Raw genomic sequence first — 15,547 nt, forward strand, 5'->3', positions numbered from 1 at the left:
GGCAGATGGCGCAGGCTGGCATTGGTAACCTCGGTGGCGGGCTCGGCAAGTTCACGGAACTTCGCCAGCGGCTACTGTTCGTCCTCGGGGCATTGATCGTCTATCGCATCGGCTGCTATGTGCCGGTGCCGGGCGTGAATCCCGATGCCATGCTTTCGTTGATGCAGGCGCAGGGCGGCGGCATCGTGGACATGTTCAACATGTTCTCGGGCGGCGCCCTGCACCGTTTCAGTATTTTTGCGTTGAACGTGATGCCGTACATCTCGGCGTCGATCGTGATCCAGTTGGCCACGCATATCTTTCCCGCCCTCAAGGCGATGCAGAAGGAAGGCGAGTCGGGTCGACGCAAGATCACCCAGTATTCGCGCATCGGTGCGGTGTTGCTGGCTGTGGTGCAGGGCGGCAGTATCGCGCTGGCACTGCAGAACCAGACCGCGCCCGGTGGCGCTCCGGTGGTGTATGCGCCGGGCATGGGCTTCGTGCTCACCGCGGTGATCGCATTAACCGCTGGCACCATCTTCCTGATGTGGGTAGGCGAGCAGGTCACCGAGCGCGGCATCGGTAACGGCGTATCGCTGATCATCTTTGCCGGCATCGTGGCTGGCCTGCCGTCGGCAGCCATCCAGACGGTCGAAGCCTTCCGCGAAGGCAATCTGAGCTTCATTTCGCTGCTGTTGATCGTCATCACGATCCTGGCGTTCACGCTGTTCGTCGTATTTGTCGAACGTGGGCAGCGCCGGATCACGGTCAACTACGCGCGCCGCCAGGGCGGTCGCAATGCGTACATGAACCAGACCTCGTTCCTGCCGCTCAAGCTCAACATGGCCGGCGTGATTCCGCCGATCTTTGCGTCCAGCATCCTCGCTTTCCCGGCGACGCTGTCGATGTGGTCGGGCCAGGCGGCGTCGGGTGGGGTGGGGTCTTGGCTGCAGAAGATCGCCAACGCGCTTGGGCCCGGTGAGCCGGTGCACATGCTGGTCTTCGCTGCGCTGATCATCGGTTTTGCGTTCTTCTACACTGCGCTGGTGTTCAACTCGCAGGAAACCGCCGACAACCTCAAGAAGTCGGGCGCGCTGATTCCGGGCATCCGTCCTGGCAAGGCCACCGCCGACTACGTCGATGGCGTGCTGACGCGCCTGACCGCGGCCGGTTCGCTGTACCTGGTGATCGTGTGCCTGTTGCCGGAAATCATGCGCACGCAGCTCGGCACCTCGTTCCACTTCGGCGGCACCTCGCTGTTGATTGCAGTGGTCGTGGTGATGGACTTCATTGCGCAGATTCAGGCGCATCTGATGTCGCACCAGTATGAGAGCTTGCTGAAGAAGGCCAACCTCAAGGGCGGCTCGCGCGGCGGTCTTGCGCGCGGTTAAGTGGTACACTAGATCTTCATTGCGTGAAGACGGCCCGGTTCCCGGGCCACGATCTTCCGATCAGAAGGGCGGCTCGCGCGACGTCTCGCGCGCGGGTGTGACGGGGTGGTCCTGTGCGGGAGTAGCACAGGCGATTCGGAGCAGTTTTCTGGATCAACATCGTCCGGCGCCGGAGCGAGGGCACACTCCCCACGCCGGGTCCATGGAACCTCTGGTTTCACGGGCTTCAAAGCAATCCGAGGCCTTGCTATAATTCCGAGTTCACTTTTGATCCATCCTGCCGGATGGCGCCTGGGCGCTGTCGGGCCATCACTCAGTTGGAGAATCGCGTCATGGCGCGTATTGCAGGCGTCAACCTGCCAGCCCAGAAGCACGTCTGGGTCGGGTTGCAAAGCATCTACGGCATCGGCCGTACCCGTTCGAAGAAGCTCTGCGAATCCGCAGGCGTTACCTCGACCACGAAGATTCGTGATCTGTCCGAACCCGAAATCGAGCGCCTGCGCGCCGAAGTCGGCAAGTATGTCGTCGAAGGCGACCTGCGCCGCGAAATCGGTATCGCGATCAAGCGACTGATGGACCTGGGCTGCTATCGCGGTCTGCGTCATCGCCGTGGTCTCCCGCTGCGTGGTCAGCGCACCCGTACCAACGCCCGCACCCGTAAGGGTCCGCGCAAGGCGATCAGGAAGTAAGGGATAGATCATGGCCAAGCCAGCAGAAAAGAAAACGAAGAAGAAGATCAAGCGCGTCATCACTGACGGCGTCGCTCACGTCCACGCTTCGTTCAACAACACCATCGTCACCATCACCGATCGCCAGGGCAACGCGCTGTCGTGGGCTACGTCCGGCGGCGCCGGTTTCCGTGGTTCGCGCAAGTCGACCCCGTTCGCTGCCCAGGTTGCCGCCGAGAAGGCTGGCCGCGCTGCGCTCGATTACGGCGTGAAGTCGCTGGAAGTGCGTATCAAGGGTCCGGGTCCGGGCCGTGAGTCGGCCGTGCGTTCGTTGAACAACGTGGGCTACAAGATCACCAACATCATCGACGTGACGCCAATCCCGCACAACGGGTGCCGTCCGCCGAAGAAGCGTCGCGTCTAAAGGGAGCGATAAGAAATGGCTCGTTATATCGGTCCTACCTGTAAGCTCGCGCGTCGCGAAGGCGCCGACCTTTCCCTCAAGAGCCCGGCGCGTGCGCTGGACTCCAAGTGCAAGCTTGAGCAGAAGCCCGGCCAGCACGGTGCGGCTCGCAAGGGCAAGCTCTCCGACTACGCCACCCAGCTGCGCGAAAAGCAGAAGGTCAAGCGTATCTACGGTCTGCTGGAACGTCAGTTCCGCAACTACTACAAGAAGGCCTCGACCAAGAAGGGCAACACCGGCGAGAACCTGCTGCAGTTGTTGGAAACCCGTCTGGACAACGTCTGCTACCGCATGGGCTTTGCCGTCACCCGTCCGGCCGCGCGCCAGCTGGTGTCGCACCGTGGCGTGCTGGTCAACGGCAAGTCGGTGAATCTGGCCTCGTACCAGATCAAGGCTGGCGATGCGATCACGCTGTCGGAAAAGGCACAGAAGCAGCTCCGCGTGCAGGAAGCCCTGACCGTGGCTGAGCAGCACGACATGACGCCGTCGTGGGTTGAAGTCGATTCGAAGAAGTTCAGCGGCGTGTTCAAGGCCGTTCCGGATCGCGCTGACCTGCCTTCGGATATCAACGAAGCGCTGATCGTCGAGTTGTATTCGAAGTAATTCACATTGGAGAACCTCCGGTACTGCCGGAGGTTCGCAGGAGACCCCGCAACATGACGGTTACCGCCAACCAGGTTCTGCGCCCCCGTGGTCCGCAGATCGAACGTCTTACCGACAACCGTGCCAAGGTCGTGATCGAACCCTTGGAGCGCGGTTACGGGCACACGCTGGGCAATGCCCTGCGTCGTGTGTTGTTGTCGTCGATCCCCGGTTTTGCGATCACCGAGGTCGAGATCGACGGCGTGCTGCACGAGTACACCACGGTGGAAGGTTTGCAGGAAGACGTGCTTGACGTCCTGCTGAACCTGAAAGACGTGGCGATTCGTATGCACAGTGGCGACAGCGCCACGCTGTCGTTGTCCAAGCAGGGTCCGGGTACGGTCACTGCGGCAGACATCAGGACCGATCACAACGTTGAGATCATCAACGGCGACCACGTGATCTGCCACCTGACCAAAGACACCGCATTGAACATGCGCCTGAAGATCGAGCGTGGCTTTGGCTACCAGCCGGCTGCTGCGCGTCGTCGCCCGGATGAAGAGACCCGCACCATCGGTCGTCTGATGCTGGATGCGTCGTTCTCGCCGGTGCGTCGCGTTGCCTACGCCGTGGAAGCTGCGCGCGTCGAACAGCGTACCGACCTCGACAAGCTGGTCATCGATATCGAAACCAACGGCACGATCGATGCCGAGGAAGCCGTGCGCACCGCCGCCGACATCCTCAGCGATCAGCTGTCGGTGTTCGGCGATTTCACCCACCGCGATCGCGGTGCGGCCAAGCCGGCTGCCAGCGGCGTGGATCCGGTGCTGCTGCGCCCGATCGACGACCTCGAGCTGACCGTGCGTTCGGCCAACTGCCTCAAGGCCGAGAGCATCTACTACATCGGCGATCTGATCCAGAAGACCGAAGTCGAGCTGCTCAAGACCCCGAATCTGGGCAAGAAGTCGCTGACAGAAATCAAGGAAGTGCTGGCACAGCGCGGCCTTGCGCTGGGCATGAAGCTGGAGAACTGGCCGCCGGCCGGTGTCGCCCAGCACGGCATGCTTGGTTAATGCATCAAGGCATGGGCGTCTTCGGGCGCCCATGTTTGTTTTCTACATCGACGGGTTAAAGCCTGCGATGACATCCGGTTCAAGGACGGCCGGCTCGGACCAACCGCAGTCCATTCAACAGCGCCAGGATGGCGACAACGTTTCTCAAGCAGTCTCAACATTCCCTAGGAAACCATACTCATGCGTCACCAGAAATCCGGCCGTAAGTTCAACCGCACCAGCGCGCATCGCGAAGCCATGTTCCGCAATATGGCCGCCTCGCTGTTCAAGCACGAGCTGATCAAGACCACCTTGCCGAAGGCCAAGGAACTGCGTCGCGTCGCCGAGCCGCTGATCACCATCGGCAAGGTCGATGGCGTTGCCAACCGCCGTCTGGCGTTCGCCCGCCTGCGCGACAAGGAAGCCGTGGGCAAGCTGTTCGTCGAACTGGGCCCGCGTTACGCGACCCGTCCCGGCGGCTACCTGCGCATCCTGAAGGCCGGCTTCCGTGCCGGCGACAATGCGCCGATGGCGTATGTCGAGCTGGTCGACCGTCCGGTCGTCGCCGAAGAAGTGGCCGAGTAATCGGATCGCTGCTGCACAGATTCTCGAAGAAGCCCGGCTGACGCCGGGCTTTTTTGTTGGCTGCTCGAAACTGCGTGTCTGCCGACGGCTGTCGACTGCACGGGCACGCGTGCGTGCGCGTGGATGTGTGCGTTACGCAGCAAGCAGGGCGACGTCGCCAAAGCCTATGTGCCAGTGCAGGCGCTGCCGCTTGCTCGGCCAATTGCAATCTCCTTCCGGCTGGTCGACGACGGCTTGCGGACTTTGGATTGCCGCTCGCGGGTGGGCGTGCGGTGGGCCCTGGTCTTTCGGACATCGCATGCGTGTCACTCCGTGCCGCGGCGGCGATGCAGCGCACAAGCACCACACGCCGCGCGATTGGACCGCCCGCTCAGGCATGCGTGGTCACGGCCGTGGCGATGGCTGATAATCGACGACTTGACCCAAGGCAAGCAGTGACGATGAATCCATTTCGCTGGAGTTTCCGGGCGCAGTTTCTGCTGGGCTTTCTTGCATGCGCAGGATTGCTGGCTTACGCGATCTATGTGCAGTTGCATCTGGGTCTGGAGCCTTGCCCGCTGTGCATCTTCCAACGGATCGCCTTCGCGGCGCTGGCCCTGTTTTTTCTGCTCGGCGCGCTGCATGGGCCGCGTGCCGCCGCCGGGCGCAAGGTCTATGGGGTCTTGAGTTTCATCGCCGCGGGCGTGGGCATGGGCATCGCTGCGCGGCATGTGTGGGTGCAGATCCGGCCCAAGGACATGATGTCTTCGTGCGGGCCGCCGTTGAGCTTTCTGAGCGAGACCATGGGGCCCTTCGAGGTGTTCCGCACCGTGCTGACCGGCACCGGTGATTGCGGCAATATCGATTGGCGCTTCCTCGGGTTGAGCATGCCCATGTGGAGCATGGTGTGGTTCGTGGGGTTGGCGCTGTGGGCGCTGTACGCGGGCTTCAAGGCGCGGCGTAGCTCGGTCCATCACTGACGCATGACAGGGCTAGCGGCTTGCAAAGCCCTGCGGCAGCGTTGTAGGCGTGCAGTGGGATCGTGACGGGCAACGGGCGCTGTGCGCTGCTTAGGCGAGGCTGCTGCGCGGTTGGCGGTTGAAGGGCTGCCTGATCCGCTGCAGGTCAGGCGGCTTGATTCGTCGCAAGGCGCCCGACCTGCGCTGCGCTTGCTCGACGCGTCTGCTTCCTGGCCTTGATACTGGATGCCGTTGCTGCCGCTTGCATGCGTCTGCGGCGTGTCGACCGCGAGTGCCAAGAACGACATCGAAGACGTGACTGATTCCTGGCTCTTTCCGCTGGCTAGCGCTGGTCGATCGCGGCATCGCTTCAATCGATAAGCCGATATTTACGTGTCTGCCAAACGATGCGCGTCAGCCATGCAGGCGGTCCGCAGCGTGGCCAGCCGTGCTGCAGGCTTGGTCATCGGACTTCGGCAACGAATGGGCCGGTGTTGTTCCGGTCCATTCGCCGCCTTGCACCGCGTCAGAAGTCCTGCTGCAGGCTCACATAGACGCCGCGGCGCGGCGCCCACTGCGGCGCGAAGACGCCGATACCGCCGCCATCGCGCAACTGGTAGCTGCGGTTGAGGACATTGACCGCGGCCAGTTGCACATGCAGCGGATGCGTATTGACGTCGAAGTCGTGGCCGACGCTGGCATTCAACTGGAAGTACGACGGAAGCGAGGCGCCGTTGGGCACGGTGTCGGTATCGGTGCGCAAGCCGCTGCCGAACAGATAGTTGAGGCCGACCTTGCTGCCTTCGCTGAAGGCGTAGTTGATGCCGCCGGACGAGGTCAGCTTCTGGTCGTGATCCAGGTGGATCCAGTTGTCGTAGGTGTAGGCCAGCGCATCCGGATCGAAGTTGTACAGGCTGGTCATGACCCGCTTGCCCATGGCTTTGCTGTAGGCGAGGTTGAAATATGCCGTCACCGGCCCGTTGGTGTAGTCGGCGCTGAATTCGGCGCCGCGGATGCGGCCATAGCGGTAATTGAAGGTGGAATAGATATAGGCGGCACCGAACTGGCCTTCGTCCTGCAGCCGGTCGGCCTTGCGGTAATAGGTGTCCAGGCCAAGCGTCAGATGGTCGGTGACCACTTGCGAGATGCCCAGGTCGTAGTAGTCGCTACGTTCGCTCAGTGGCGTGGTCGGGCCGTCACCGGCCGACTGCTGGTTGGTGGTGCCGTCGTAGAGCGCGATGTCGCTGGTGGAGATCAGCTCGCTGGCCGGCGGGGTGAAGTAACGCGCGTATCCGGCATGCACGGTGGTGCTGTCGGTGGCGCGCCAGATGACGCCCAGGCGCGGGCTGAGCTGACCTTCGGTCGTGCCGAAGGCCTTGTACTTGTCGCCGCGCAACCCGTAATTGACGGTCCAATCTTCGCCGATCTTCCACTCGTCCTGCAGGTAGAGCGCGTAGGTGCTGGCATGGAAACGGCTGCCGTCGGGAATGAACAGCGGCACGTTGCTGCTCTGGCTGCCGTCGTCGTTGGCGGGGAAGACATACGAATTGTTGCTGGCGATGGCGTGTTCGAAATTGCCGTATACGCCGTAGCGCAGCGTATGCGAGCCGCCCCATGGCGTTGCGAAGTCCGCCTGCACGGTATTGGCGCGGTTGCTGCGGTCCACCCGCGAGGCGATGCCGTTGAAGATCAGGTCGCCGGCGACGTCGGGGGAGAAGGCGACGCTGCTGTAACGCTGGCCGGCGGAGAGCTGATAGTTGGTGTCGCCGAGCGTGCCTTGCAGGGCCAGGGTGCCGAAACGGGTGTTTTCGCGCTGGTTCTCGTCCAGGCGCGAGGAGTCGAAATCGGTGGTGCCCAGGTAATCGAAGGCTGGCGTCTGCCCCGGATTGTTGGGGATCTGGAAGCGGTTGTTCGCGTAGCCGACCAGCAGGCTGAGACGGGTGTTCTCGTTGACCAGGTAGGTCAGATCGGCGAAGCCCTTGCCCTGATGGGTTTTGTCGTGGATGGGGTTGAGGCTGTCGACCGGGTTTTCCAGGCCATTCTTGTTCTGGTCGTAATCGCCGCTGACGAACCAGCTCCAACGCCCGCTGCTGCCCCACAGCGAGGCGTTGGGGTTGATGGTGCCGAATGAGCCGGCGGTGATGCCGACGCTGCCGCCATTGCCGAGTTCGGCACCGCTCTTGGTGGTGATGTCGACCACGGCTGCGGTGCGGTCGCCGAACTGCGCCGGCAGCGCACCATCGAGCAGCTTGAGGTTCTTGATGATGCGCGGCTCCAGACTCTGGCCGAAACCGGAGATGGATTCGGGAATCATCACCCCGTTGATGCGGTACTGCAGGTTGGCGTGGTCGCCGCGGACGTGAATGCCGCCGTAGGAATCCTGTACCACGCCCGGCGCCTGCAGCAGGACCTGATTGAGTGGAGTCGCCGCGCCGAGCGGCAGGCGATCGATATCGTCAGCGGTGATGGCAAATTGGCTGCTGCCGATGTCCGGTGACAGGGCATTGCGCGCCGCCTCGAGCTTGGCGATCACGTTGACCGTGTCCAGATCGGTCGTGCGTTCGGAGTCGGCATCGGCGGCAAACGCCGCACCGATGGGGGCGGCCAGCAGGGCGGCGGTGATGGCAGCAGACAGAAGACGAGGAGTCATGGCAGTTTCGCGAGGCGGGTGAGGGGAGGGTGTTGTTATTTTGTAACGTTGAGCGCTTTGGCGAGCGCTAGCGTAGGTCGAAAGTCATGGCTCGACGAGCGATGTTGTTTGCTGTTCAGGTCGAAAGGGCCGGCGCGCGACCGCACGTCGGACGGACGCGGCGGCAATTCGGTGCCATTGGCCTCCAGGCGCTTTGCGTAGCGTTCCGGCTCTGCGAACATCGCAGGCTGCCTAGGAGTCCTTTCATGAATCTTTCCGCTGCCACTTCCGCTACCGATTCGGCCGCCGCAGCGTGGGCGCCGGACAGCTGGCGCGGCAAACCTGCATTGCAGCTGCCGGTGTACCCGGATGAGAACGCGCTGCAGGCGGCCATGCACGAGTTGGGGCGGCTGCCGCCGCTGGTGACCTCGTGGGAAATCTTTGCGCTCAAGCGCCAGCTGGCCGAAGCGCAGGAAGGCAAGCGCTTCCTGCTGCAGGGTGGCGATTGCGCCGAAAATTTCAGCGATTGCGAATCGGGCACCATCTCCAACCGTTTGAAGGTGCTGCTGCAAATGAGCCTGGTGCTGGTGCACGGCCTGCATTTGCCAGTGGTGCGGGTGGGTCGCTTTGCCGGGCAATACGCCAAGCCGCGCTCGGCCGACACCGAAACGCGCGATGGCGTGACCTTGCCGAGCTATCGCGGCGATGTGATCAATGCGCCGGCCTTCACCGAGGCCGCGCGCGTGCCCGACCCGCGCCGCATGATCACCGCACATTCGCGCTCGGCAATGACGATGAACTTCGTGCGCGCGTTGATCGACGGCGGCTTCGCCGACCTGCATCACCCCGAATACTGGAATCTGGACTGGGTGGGCTATTCGCCGCTGGCGGCGGACTACCAGAAGATGGTTGCCTCGATCGGCGACGCCGTGCGCTTCATGGAAACGCTGTCCGGGGCAGAGGTGTACAACCTCAATCGCATCGATTTCTACACCTCGCACGAGGCGTTGTTGCTGCCGTACGAAGAAGGCCTGACCCGTCAGGTGCCGCGTCAGTGGGGCTGGTTCAATCTCAGCACGCACTACCCGTGGATCGGGATGCGGACGGCCGCGCTGGATGGCGCGCACGTGGAATACCTGCGCGGCGTGCGTAACCCGATTGCGATCAAGGTGGGGCCGTCGGTGCAGCCGGACCAGCTGCTGCGCCTGATCGATGTGCTCAATCCCGAGGACGAGCCCGGGCGTTTGAGCTTCATCCATCGCATGGGCGCGGCGCAGATCGCCGACAAGTTGCCGCCGTTGCTGGATGCGGTCAAGCGCGACGGGCGGCGGGTGCTGTGGGTGTGCGATGCGATGCATGGCAATACCGAAAGCACCGGAAATGGCTATAAAACGCGGCGTTTCGACAATATCCGCAACGAAGTGGAGACCTCCTTCGACCTACATGCGGCTGCCGGCACGCGGCTGGGTGGCGTGCACCTGGAACTTACCGGCGAAGATGTCACCGAATGCACCGGCGGTGCGCGCGAGCTCACCGAGCGCGATCTGGAACGGGCGTATCGCTCCAGCGTGGATCCGCGGCTGAACTACGAACAGTCGCTGGAAATTGCGATGGCGATCGTGCGCAAGCAACAACAGGTGGCGTCGCAGCCGCTGGGCGGATGATCAACGTGTGCGCATGACGTGATGCTCATGCCGCGTGCGGCATGCTCTGGCAGCCATCCCTCTTTCCCCCCACAGGAGGAACGGTTTGACTGCCGATTGGAACGTCATCCGCGAATATGCAATTCCGCTCGGTGCCTCGCTGCTGGCGGGCATCGTCACCTGGTCGTTGATGCTGTGGCTGTTTCGCCGCATGCAGGGTCGCGACTACCGCCGTGCGCGCATCATTCGCGTGATCACGCTACCGGCGGCGTTTATCTTGCCGCTGTTGTTTCTGGGGGTTGCCACCGAAGCGACCCCGTTGGCCGGCAAGGCGCTGGCAGCGGTGCAGCATCTGCTGCACCTGGGAATCGTCGGCTGCGTCACCTGGTTGCTGGTACGCGCGGTGGCCGCCGGCGAGGCGGCGATCTTGCGCAGCAATCCGATCGAGGTGTCGGACAACCTCACCGCGCGGCGCATCCAGACCCAGACGCGGGTGCTGAGCCGCGTGCTGATGGGCACGGTGATCTTGCTCGGCATTTCGGTGGTGCTGCTGACCTTCCCGCAGGTACGCCAGATCGGCAAGACCTTGCTGGCGTCGGCCGGCATCATCGGGCTGGTGGCCGGTATCGCGGCCAAGCCGGTGTTCGGCAACCTGATCGCCGGTTTGCAGATTGCACTGACCCAGCCGATTCGCCTGGATGATGTAGTGATCGTGGAAGGCGAGTGGGGCCGCATCGAAGAGATCGGCAGCTCGTACGTGGTGGTGCGGATCTGGGACGAGCGCCGCATGGTGGTGCCGCTGACCTGGTGGATTGAAAACCCATTTCAGAACTGGACGCGCAGCAGTGCCGATCTGCTCGGCACAGCGTTCCTGTGGCTGGATTACCGTACGCCGATTGCAGCGGTACGTGCGGAACTGGAGCGTATCTGCCACAGCGAGCCGCTATGGGACGGCCGCGTGTGCGTGACCCAGATTACCGACACCAGCGACAACACCATCCAGGTGCGACTGCTGGTGAGCGCGCGCAATTCCGGCGATGCCTTTGATCTGCGCTGCCTGGTGCGCGAACGCATGATCGATTTCCTGACCCGCGAGCATGCGTATGCCTTGCCGAGGCTGCGCGCCGAAATCGCAACGCAGGAAAGAACGCCATCACGCCCTGCCGAGCCGATTGCACAGGAGAGCGTGCGCTCGCCGGGCGCAGAAGACGGCGAGCCTGCGGCCAGCATCTAGCGCGCCAAGAAAACGACTGCACCCCTGCCAGGCGCGTGCGGCCGGTGCCCGAAACCGGCATGTATTCCGCGGACAGGCGGTTCTTGCGCGCCGCCCACGCCCGCCTGGCGACGCTCGTTGCGTTTGTGGGACTGCTTTTATCGGGTGGTATTGCGCAACTGCCGGCATCGAATGTGTTCGGCAGGCAGTTGCACAAGCGCCCGCCAGGGCATTCTTGTTGGGCGCCAGGTATAACGGCGGTCAATCATGCTGGCGCGAACCGGGCGCAGGCGCGACGGGTGTCGTGCCTGACGTGGCCCCACCTGGCGCAGCCGGCGCACTCGGCGCATAGCCAGGCGTAAAGCGCGCATGGCTGCGTTGCTCGTATGCATACGCCAGCTCGATCAGGCGCGGCTCGCTCCAGGCCGTGCCCATGAACAACAGGCCCAGTGGCAAGCCCTGGGTCTGCCCCATCGGCACGCTAAGGCTTGGATAGCCGGCCACCGCCGCGGCACCATAGCCGGCGCCGGGGAAGGTATCGCCCTTGCCGAGTGTGGTGATCCACGCCGCGCCCGTCGTGGGCACGATCAAGGCATCCAGGCGATCTGCCTTCAAGGCTGCGTCGATGCCTTCCGGCCCCGCCAATCGCTTGGCGTTGGCGCGCGCGCTCAGATACCCCGCATCGTCGAGACCGGGCGCTGCCTGCGCCTGTTCGAACAATTCCTGCCCGAAGTACGGCATTTCGCGCTGCGCGTGCTTGCGATTGAACGCAATCAACTGCTCCAGGTTCGCCACAGGCGCGTGGTGGTTCTGCAGATACGCGTTCAAGCCGGCCTTGAATTCGACCAATAGAACGAACTGCTCGGCAGCATCCCACTTGCCATCGGTGACCAGGGCGGTCTCGACCACGGTGGCGCCTGCGGCACGCAGCGTCTGCACGGCGCGGTCGAGCGCCGCGGCGATTGCCGGATCCTCGCGGAGCGGGTTGCGCAACAGGCCCAGGCGCGCGCCACGCAGGCTGTCGGGTTTCAGGTGGGCGAGATAATCGACGCTGGTCGCCGGTGCCTTGGCGGTGGCGGGGTCCTGCGGGTCGGGTGCGGCGATGGCCTGCAGCACTGCAGCCGCATCGGCGACGCTGCGGGTCATCGGGCCGGCGGTGTCCTGGCTGGCGGAAATCGGGATGATGCCGTCGCGACTGATCAGGCCAACGGTCGGCTTGAGCCCGACCAGGCCGTTGACCGATGCCGGACAGGTGATGCTGCCATCGGTTTCGGTCCCGATGCCGACGGTGGCCAGGCTGGCCGCGATGGCCGCACCGGTGCCGGCACTGGAGCCGCAGGGATTACGATCCAGCGCATATGGATTGCGCGTGAGCCCCCCGCGTCCGCTCCAGCCGGAACTGGATTGGGTGGAGCGGAAATTGGCCCATTCGCTGAGGTTGGTCTTGCCCAGGATCACCGCGCCGGCGGTGCGCAGGCGCTGCACCACAAACGCATCGCGAGCGGGGCGGAACTCGGCCAGGGCGAGGGAGCCGGCGCTGTTGACCATCGGCAGCGCGTCGATATTGTCCTTGAGCAGCACCGGGATGCCGTGCAGCGGCCCACGCACGTGGCCGGCTTTGCGTTCGGCATCCAGGGCGCGTGCGTCGGCTTCGGCCTGTGGATTGAGTTCGATCACCGCGTTGAGCCTGGGGCCGGCGCGATCGATGCCGGCAATACGCTGCAGATACGCGCGCGTCAGTTGCAGGCTGCTGCTCTGGCCGCTGGCCATGCGCGCCTGCAGGCCGGCCACGTCGGCCTCGCTCAGATCGAGAGGGTGGGCGGTGGACGCGTCGGCAGCGCTGGCCGCAGAACGCGACGGATCATCGGCATGCACACAGCCGCACAGCGCGGCAAGCAGCGCGAAGGACAAAAGGGTGGATCGCATGGATGGTCGTCCCCGGGGAGAAGTCGCAGGCTAACGGCGCTGCGTCGGGGTGACAACGTAAGGACGTGCCCGCCAACGGGCAGGCAGGCTCAGCGACGGCGGCGTCGCACCAGGTCGCGTGCCAGCACGCCGACCACCAGCAGGTTGATCGCCAGCACGCCCCAGGCGGTCCAGCCGGGATGACGCACGATGGCGTAGATATCGAATGGCAGATAGATGGCCGCCGACAGGCAGCCCAGCACCGAGGCCCAGGCCTTGGCACGCCACAGACCCCAGGCTTCCACCACATGCAGCAAGCCATAGGCCAGCATGGCGGCAGCGGCCAGATGCACCGCATCGGGGCTGATGGTCTTGAGCAACGACGGCAGTGCGCCGTGGTCGGGGTCCAGGTTGAAGCGGCGGATCAGGGTGATGACCGCGTTTTGCAGCGGGAGCGGGCCCAGAATTTCCAGGCCCGTCGCCGCCAACAGCGCAAGCGTCCCCTTGACCGCCTCAAGCAAGGCGATCACATGCAGTCCCGGATGCGCGCGCGGATCCGGGCTATAGGGTTTGTTACTCACGCGTCAGCTCAACAACTCAGCCCGAACGGCCAGCGCGCTTGCGGTCGCTTTCGGTCAGGAATTTCTTGCGCAGGCGGATTTCCTTCGGGGTGACTTCCACCAGCTCGTCGTCCTCGATGAAGTCCAGCGCCTGTTCCAGCGTGTACTTGATCGCTGGGGTCAGCTTGATCGCATCGTCCTTGCCCGAGGCGCGCATGTTGGTCAGCGGCTTGGTCTTGATCGCGTTGACGGTCAGGTCGTTGTCCTTGGAGTGGATACCCACCAGCTGGCCTTCGTACACGTTGTCGCCTTCGGCGGCGAACAGGCGGCCACGCTCTTCCAGCGGCCCCAAGGCATATGCCGGGGTCGCACCCGGTGCATTGGCAATCATCACGCCGTTCTGGCGCTTGGCGATGGCGCCCTGTTCCTTCGGACCGTAGTGGTCGAATACGTGAAACAGCAGGCCCGAGCCCTGGGTCAGGGTGCGGAATTCGTTCTGGAAGCCGATCAGGCCACGCGCCGGGATCATGTAATCCAGACGCACGCGGCCCTTGCCGTCGGGCTCCATGTTCTTCAGCTGGCCCTTGCGGGTGCCCAGCTTTTCCATCACGCCGCCCTGGTGCTGTTCTTCGATGTCCACCACCAGCTGCTCGATCGGCTCCATCAACTTGCCGTCGATTTCCTTGATGATCACTTCCGGACGCGACACGGCCAGCTCGTAGCCTTCACGACGCATGTTTTCGATCAGCACCGACAGGTGCAGCTCGCCACGGCCGGAGACCAGGAACTTGTCGGCGTCCGAGCCTTCCTCGACCTTCAGCGCCACGTTGTGCACTTTCTCGCGGTCCAGACGGTCGCGCAGCTGGCGGCTGGTCAGGAACTTGCCGCCGGACAGGTCCTTGTTGCCGGCGAACGGCGAGTTGTTGACCTGGAAGGTCATCGAGATGGTCGGTTCGTCCACGGTCAGCGCCGGCAGCGCTTCGGGATGATCGAGCGCGCACACGGTGTCAGAGATGGTCAGTTCCTGGATGCCGGAGATGGCCACGATGTCGCCGGCCTCGGCGGTGTCCTGCTCAATACGCTCCAGGCCCAGGAAGCCCAGCACCTGCAGCACCTTGCCCTGGCGCTTCTTGCCTTCGCGGTCGATCACGCTGACCGGCATGTTCTTCTTCAACGTGCCGCGCTGGATGCGGCCGATGCCGATCACGCCGACGAAGTTGTTGTAGTCCAGCTGGCTGATGCGCATCTGGAACGGGCCGTCCGGGTCCACGTCCGGGGCCGAGACGTGCTGCATGATCGCTTCGTACAGCGGGGTCATGTCGCCTTCGCGCACGTCCGAATCCAGGCTGGCGTAGCCGTTCAGTGCGGAGGTGTAGACGATCGGGAAATCCAGCTGCTCGTCGGTGGCGCCGAGCTTGTCGAACAGGTCGAACACCTGGTCGATCACCCAGTCAGGGCGTGCGCCGGGACGGTCGATCTTGTTGACCACCACGATCGGCTTGAAGCCCATCGCAAAGGCCTTCTGGGTCACGAAGCGGGTCTGCGGCATCGGGCCGTCCATCGCGTCGACCAGGATCAGCACCGAGTCCACCATCGACAGCACGCGCTCGACTTCGCCACCGAAGTCGGCGTGTCCGGGGGTGTCGACGATGTTGATGCGGTTGCCCTGCCAGGTGATGGCGGTGTTCTTGGCCAGGATCGTGATGCCACGTTCCTTTTCCTGGTCGTTGCTGTCCATCACGCGTTCAGCCAACACGGTGCGTTCGGACAGGGTGCCGGACTGCTTCAGCAGGCAGTCGACGAGGGTGGTCTTGCCATGGTCGACGTGCGCGACGATGGCGATATTGCGGAGTTTTTCGATAGACATGCGGAAAGGGCCCCTGTCTGGCGCCAGTCTTGAGATGAGGTAAGCCCGACATTATAGCGGTTTCGTTGCGCT

At 63.7% G+C, this 15,547-nt stretch carries 14 protein-coding genes and 1 pseudogene; 9 read left to right on the forward strand and 6 right to left on the reverse strand.

What is annotated here, in order from left to right:
• Nucleotides 1-5: 5 nt before the first annotated feature.
• From secY to ACCQ07_RS04990, 7 genes are all read left to right on the forward strand, one after another.
• Complete coding sequence (secY, locus tag ACCQ07_RS04960; protein ID WP_008571664.1) at nucleotides 6-1,370, forward strand: preprotein translocase subunit SecY; 1,365 nt, start codon at nucleotides 6-8, stop codon at nucleotides 1,368-1,370.
• 332 nt (nucleotides 1,371-1,702) lie between these two features.
• A complete protein-coding gene (gene rpsM, locus ACCQ07_RS04965; RefSeq protein ID WP_003486672.1) occupies nucleotides 1,703-2,059 on the forward strand; it encodes a 30S ribosomal protein S13 in 357 nt (118 codons plus the stop codon).
• A gap of 10 nt (nucleotides 2,060-2,069) precedes the next feature.
• The gene (rpsK, locus tag ACCQ07_RS04970; protein ID WP_003486671.1) at nucleotides 2,070-2,462 is read left to right on the forward strand and encodes a 30S ribosomal protein S11; all 393 of its coding nucleotides are present in this window, start codon (nucleotides 2,070-2,072) and stop codon (nucleotides 2,460-2,462) included.
• A 15-nt stretch (nucleotides 2,463-2,477) separates the two neighbouring features.
• Complete coding sequence (rpsD, locus tag ACCQ07_RS04975) at nucleotides 2,478-3,104, forward strand: 30S ribosomal protein S4 (RefSeq protein WP_002811641.1); 627 nt, start codon at nucleotides 2,478-2,480, stop codon at nucleotides 3,102-3,104.
• 53 nt (nucleotides 3,105-3,157) lie between these two features.
• Nucleotides 3,158-4,156, forward strand: a complete 999-nt coding sequence (locus ACCQ07_RS04980) for a DNA-directed RNA polymerase subunit alpha (protein ID WP_002811635.1) — start codon at nucleotides 3,158-3,160, stop codon at nucleotides 4,154-4,156.
• A gap of 180 nt (nucleotides 4,157-4,336) precedes the next feature.
• The gene (gene rplQ, locus ACCQ07_RS04985; protein WP_003486665.1) at nucleotides 4,337-4,720 is read left to right on the forward strand and encodes a 50S ribosomal protein L17; all 384 of its coding nucleotides are present in this window, start codon (nucleotides 4,337-4,339) and stop codon (nucleotides 4,718-4,720) included.
• 440 nt (nucleotides 4,721-5,160) lie between these two features.
• A complete protein-coding gene (locus tag ACCQ07_RS04990; RefSeq protein ID WP_122273219.1) occupies nucleotides 5,161-5,679 on the forward strand; it encodes a disulfide bond formation protein B in 519 nt (172 codons plus the stop codon).
• 145 nt (nucleotides 5,680-5,824) lie between these two features.
• Here the strand turns inward: ACCQ07_RS04990 and ACCQ07_RS04995 are convergent.
• From ACCQ07_RS04995 to ACCQ07_RS05005, 3 genes and pseudogenes are all read right to left on the reverse strand, one after another.
• Nucleotides 5,825-6,125, reverse strand: a pseudogene (locus tag ACCQ07_RS04995) (hypothetical protein).
• 59 nt (nucleotides 6,126-6,184) lie between these two features.
• Nucleotides 6,185-8,308 (reverse strand): TonB-dependent receptor, encoded by a 2,124-nt coding sequence (locus tag ACCQ07_RS05000; RefSeq protein ID WP_372363842.1) that lies wholly within the window; start codon nucleotides 8,306-8,308, stop codon nucleotides 6,185-6,187.
• 35 nt (nucleotides 8,309-8,343) lie between these two features.
• On the reverse strand, nucleotides 8,344-8,529 hold the full coding sequence (locus tag ACCQ07_RS05005) for a hypothetical protein (protein ID WP_071118680.1): 186 nt from the start codon (nucleotides 8,527-8,529) through the stop codon (nucleotides 8,344-8,346).
• 24 nt (nucleotides 8,530-8,553) lie between these two features.
• Here ACCQ07_RS05005 and ACCQ07_RS05010 point away from each other — a divergent pair, with 24 nt between their 5' ends.
• On the forward strand, nucleotides 8,554-9,951 hold the full coding sequence (locus tag ACCQ07_RS05010) for a class II 3-deoxy-7-phosphoheptulonate synthase (protein ID WP_071118679.1): 1,398 nt from the start codon (nucleotides 8,554-8,556) through the stop codon (nucleotides 9,949-9,951).
• An 85-nt stretch (nucleotides 9,952-10,036) separates the two neighbouring features.
• Nucleotides 10,037-11,164 carry a mechanosensitive ion channel family protein gene (locus ACCQ07_RS05015; protein WP_008571659.1) on the forward strand — a complete coding sequence of 376 codons (1,128 nt, stop codon included), beginning with the start codon at nucleotides 10,037-10,039 and terminating at the stop codon, nucleotides 11,162-11,164.
• A gap of 240 nt (nucleotides 11,165-11,404) precedes the next feature.
• On the opposite strand, the gene ACCQ07_RS05020 is transcribed toward ACCQ07_RS05015, so the two are convergent.
• From ACCQ07_RS05020 to typA, 3 genes are all read right to left on the reverse strand, one after another.
• The gene (locus ACCQ07_RS05020) at nucleotides 11,405-13,054 is read right to left on the reverse strand and encodes an amidase (protein WP_372364120.1); all 1,650 of its coding nucleotides are present in this window, start codon (nucleotides 13,052-13,054) and stop codon (nucleotides 11,405-11,407) included.
• Nucleotides 13,055-13,158: 104 nt separating this feature from the next.
• Nucleotides 13,159-13,578 carry a DUF2127 domain-containing protein gene (locus ACCQ07_RS05025; RefSeq protein ID WP_008571656.1) on the reverse strand — a complete coding sequence of 140 codons (420 nt, stop codon included), beginning with the start codon at nucleotides 13,576-13,578 and terminating at the stop codon, nucleotides 13,159-13,161.
• A 67-nt stretch (nucleotides 13,579-13,645) separates the two neighbouring features.
• Entirely contained in the window at nucleotides 13,646-15,475 is a 1,830-nt protein-coding gene (typA, locus tag ACCQ07_RS05030; protein ID WP_003486646.1) for a translational GTPase TypA, read from the reverse strand.
• Nucleotides 15,476-15,547 lie beyond the last annotated feature (72 nt).

It is taken from the genome of Xanthomonas sp. NCPPB 3583, from assembly GCF_041475715.2.
GTDB classification, from domain to species: Bacteria; Pseudomonadota; Gammaproteobacteria; order Xanthomonadales; family Xanthomonadaceae; genus Xanthomonas; species Xanthomonas euvesicatoria.

What these genes read in the sequence shown, in the direction of transcription:
- secY (WP_008571664.1), top strand. Translation starts at nt 6, where the DNA reads ATGGCGCAGGCTGGCATTGGTAACCTCGGTGGCGGGCTCGGCAAGTTC.
- rpsM (WP_003486672.1), top strand. Translation starts at nt 1,703, where the DNA reads ATGGCGCGTATTGCAGGCGTCAACCTGCCAGCCCAGAAGCACGTCTGG.
- rpsK (WP_003486671.1), top strand. Translation starts at nt 2,070, where the DNA reads ATGGCCAAGCCAGCAGAAAAGAAAACGAAGAAGAAGATCAAGCGCGTC.
- rpsD (WP_002811641.1), top strand. Translation starts at nt 2,478, where the DNA reads ATGGCTCGTTATATCGGTCCTACCTGTAAGCTCGCGCGTCGCGAAGGC.
- ACCQ07_RS04980 (WP_002811635.1), top strand. Translation starts at nt 3,158, where the DNA reads ATGACGGTTACCGCCAACCAGGTTCTGCGCCCCCGTGGTCCGCAGATC.
- rplQ (WP_003486665.1), top strand. Translation starts at nt 4,337, where the DNA reads ATGCGTCACCAGAAATCCGGCCGTAAGTTCAACCGCACCAGCGCGCAT.
- ACCQ07_RS04990 (WP_122273219.1), top strand. Translation starts at nt 5,161, where the DNA reads ATGAATCCATTTCGCTGGAGTTTCCGGGCGCAGTTTCTGCTGGGCTTT.
- ACCQ07_RS05000 (WP_372363842.1), bottom strand. Translation starts at nt 8,308, where the DNA reads ATGACTCCTCGTCTTCTGTCTGCTGCCATCACCGCCGCCCTGCTGGCC.
- ACCQ07_RS05005 (WP_071118680.1), bottom strand. Translation starts at nt 8,529, where the DNA reads ATGTTCGCAGAGCCGGAACGCTACGCAAAGCGCCTGGAGGCCAATGGC.
- ACCQ07_RS05010 (WP_071118679.1), top strand. Translation starts at nt 8,554, where the DNA reads ATGAATCTTTCCGCTGCCACTTCCGCTACCGATTCGGCCGCCGCAGCG.
- typA (WP_003486646.1), bottom strand. Translation starts at nt 15,475, where the DNA reads ATGTCTATCGAAAAACTCCGCAATATCGCCATCGTCGCGCACGTCGAC.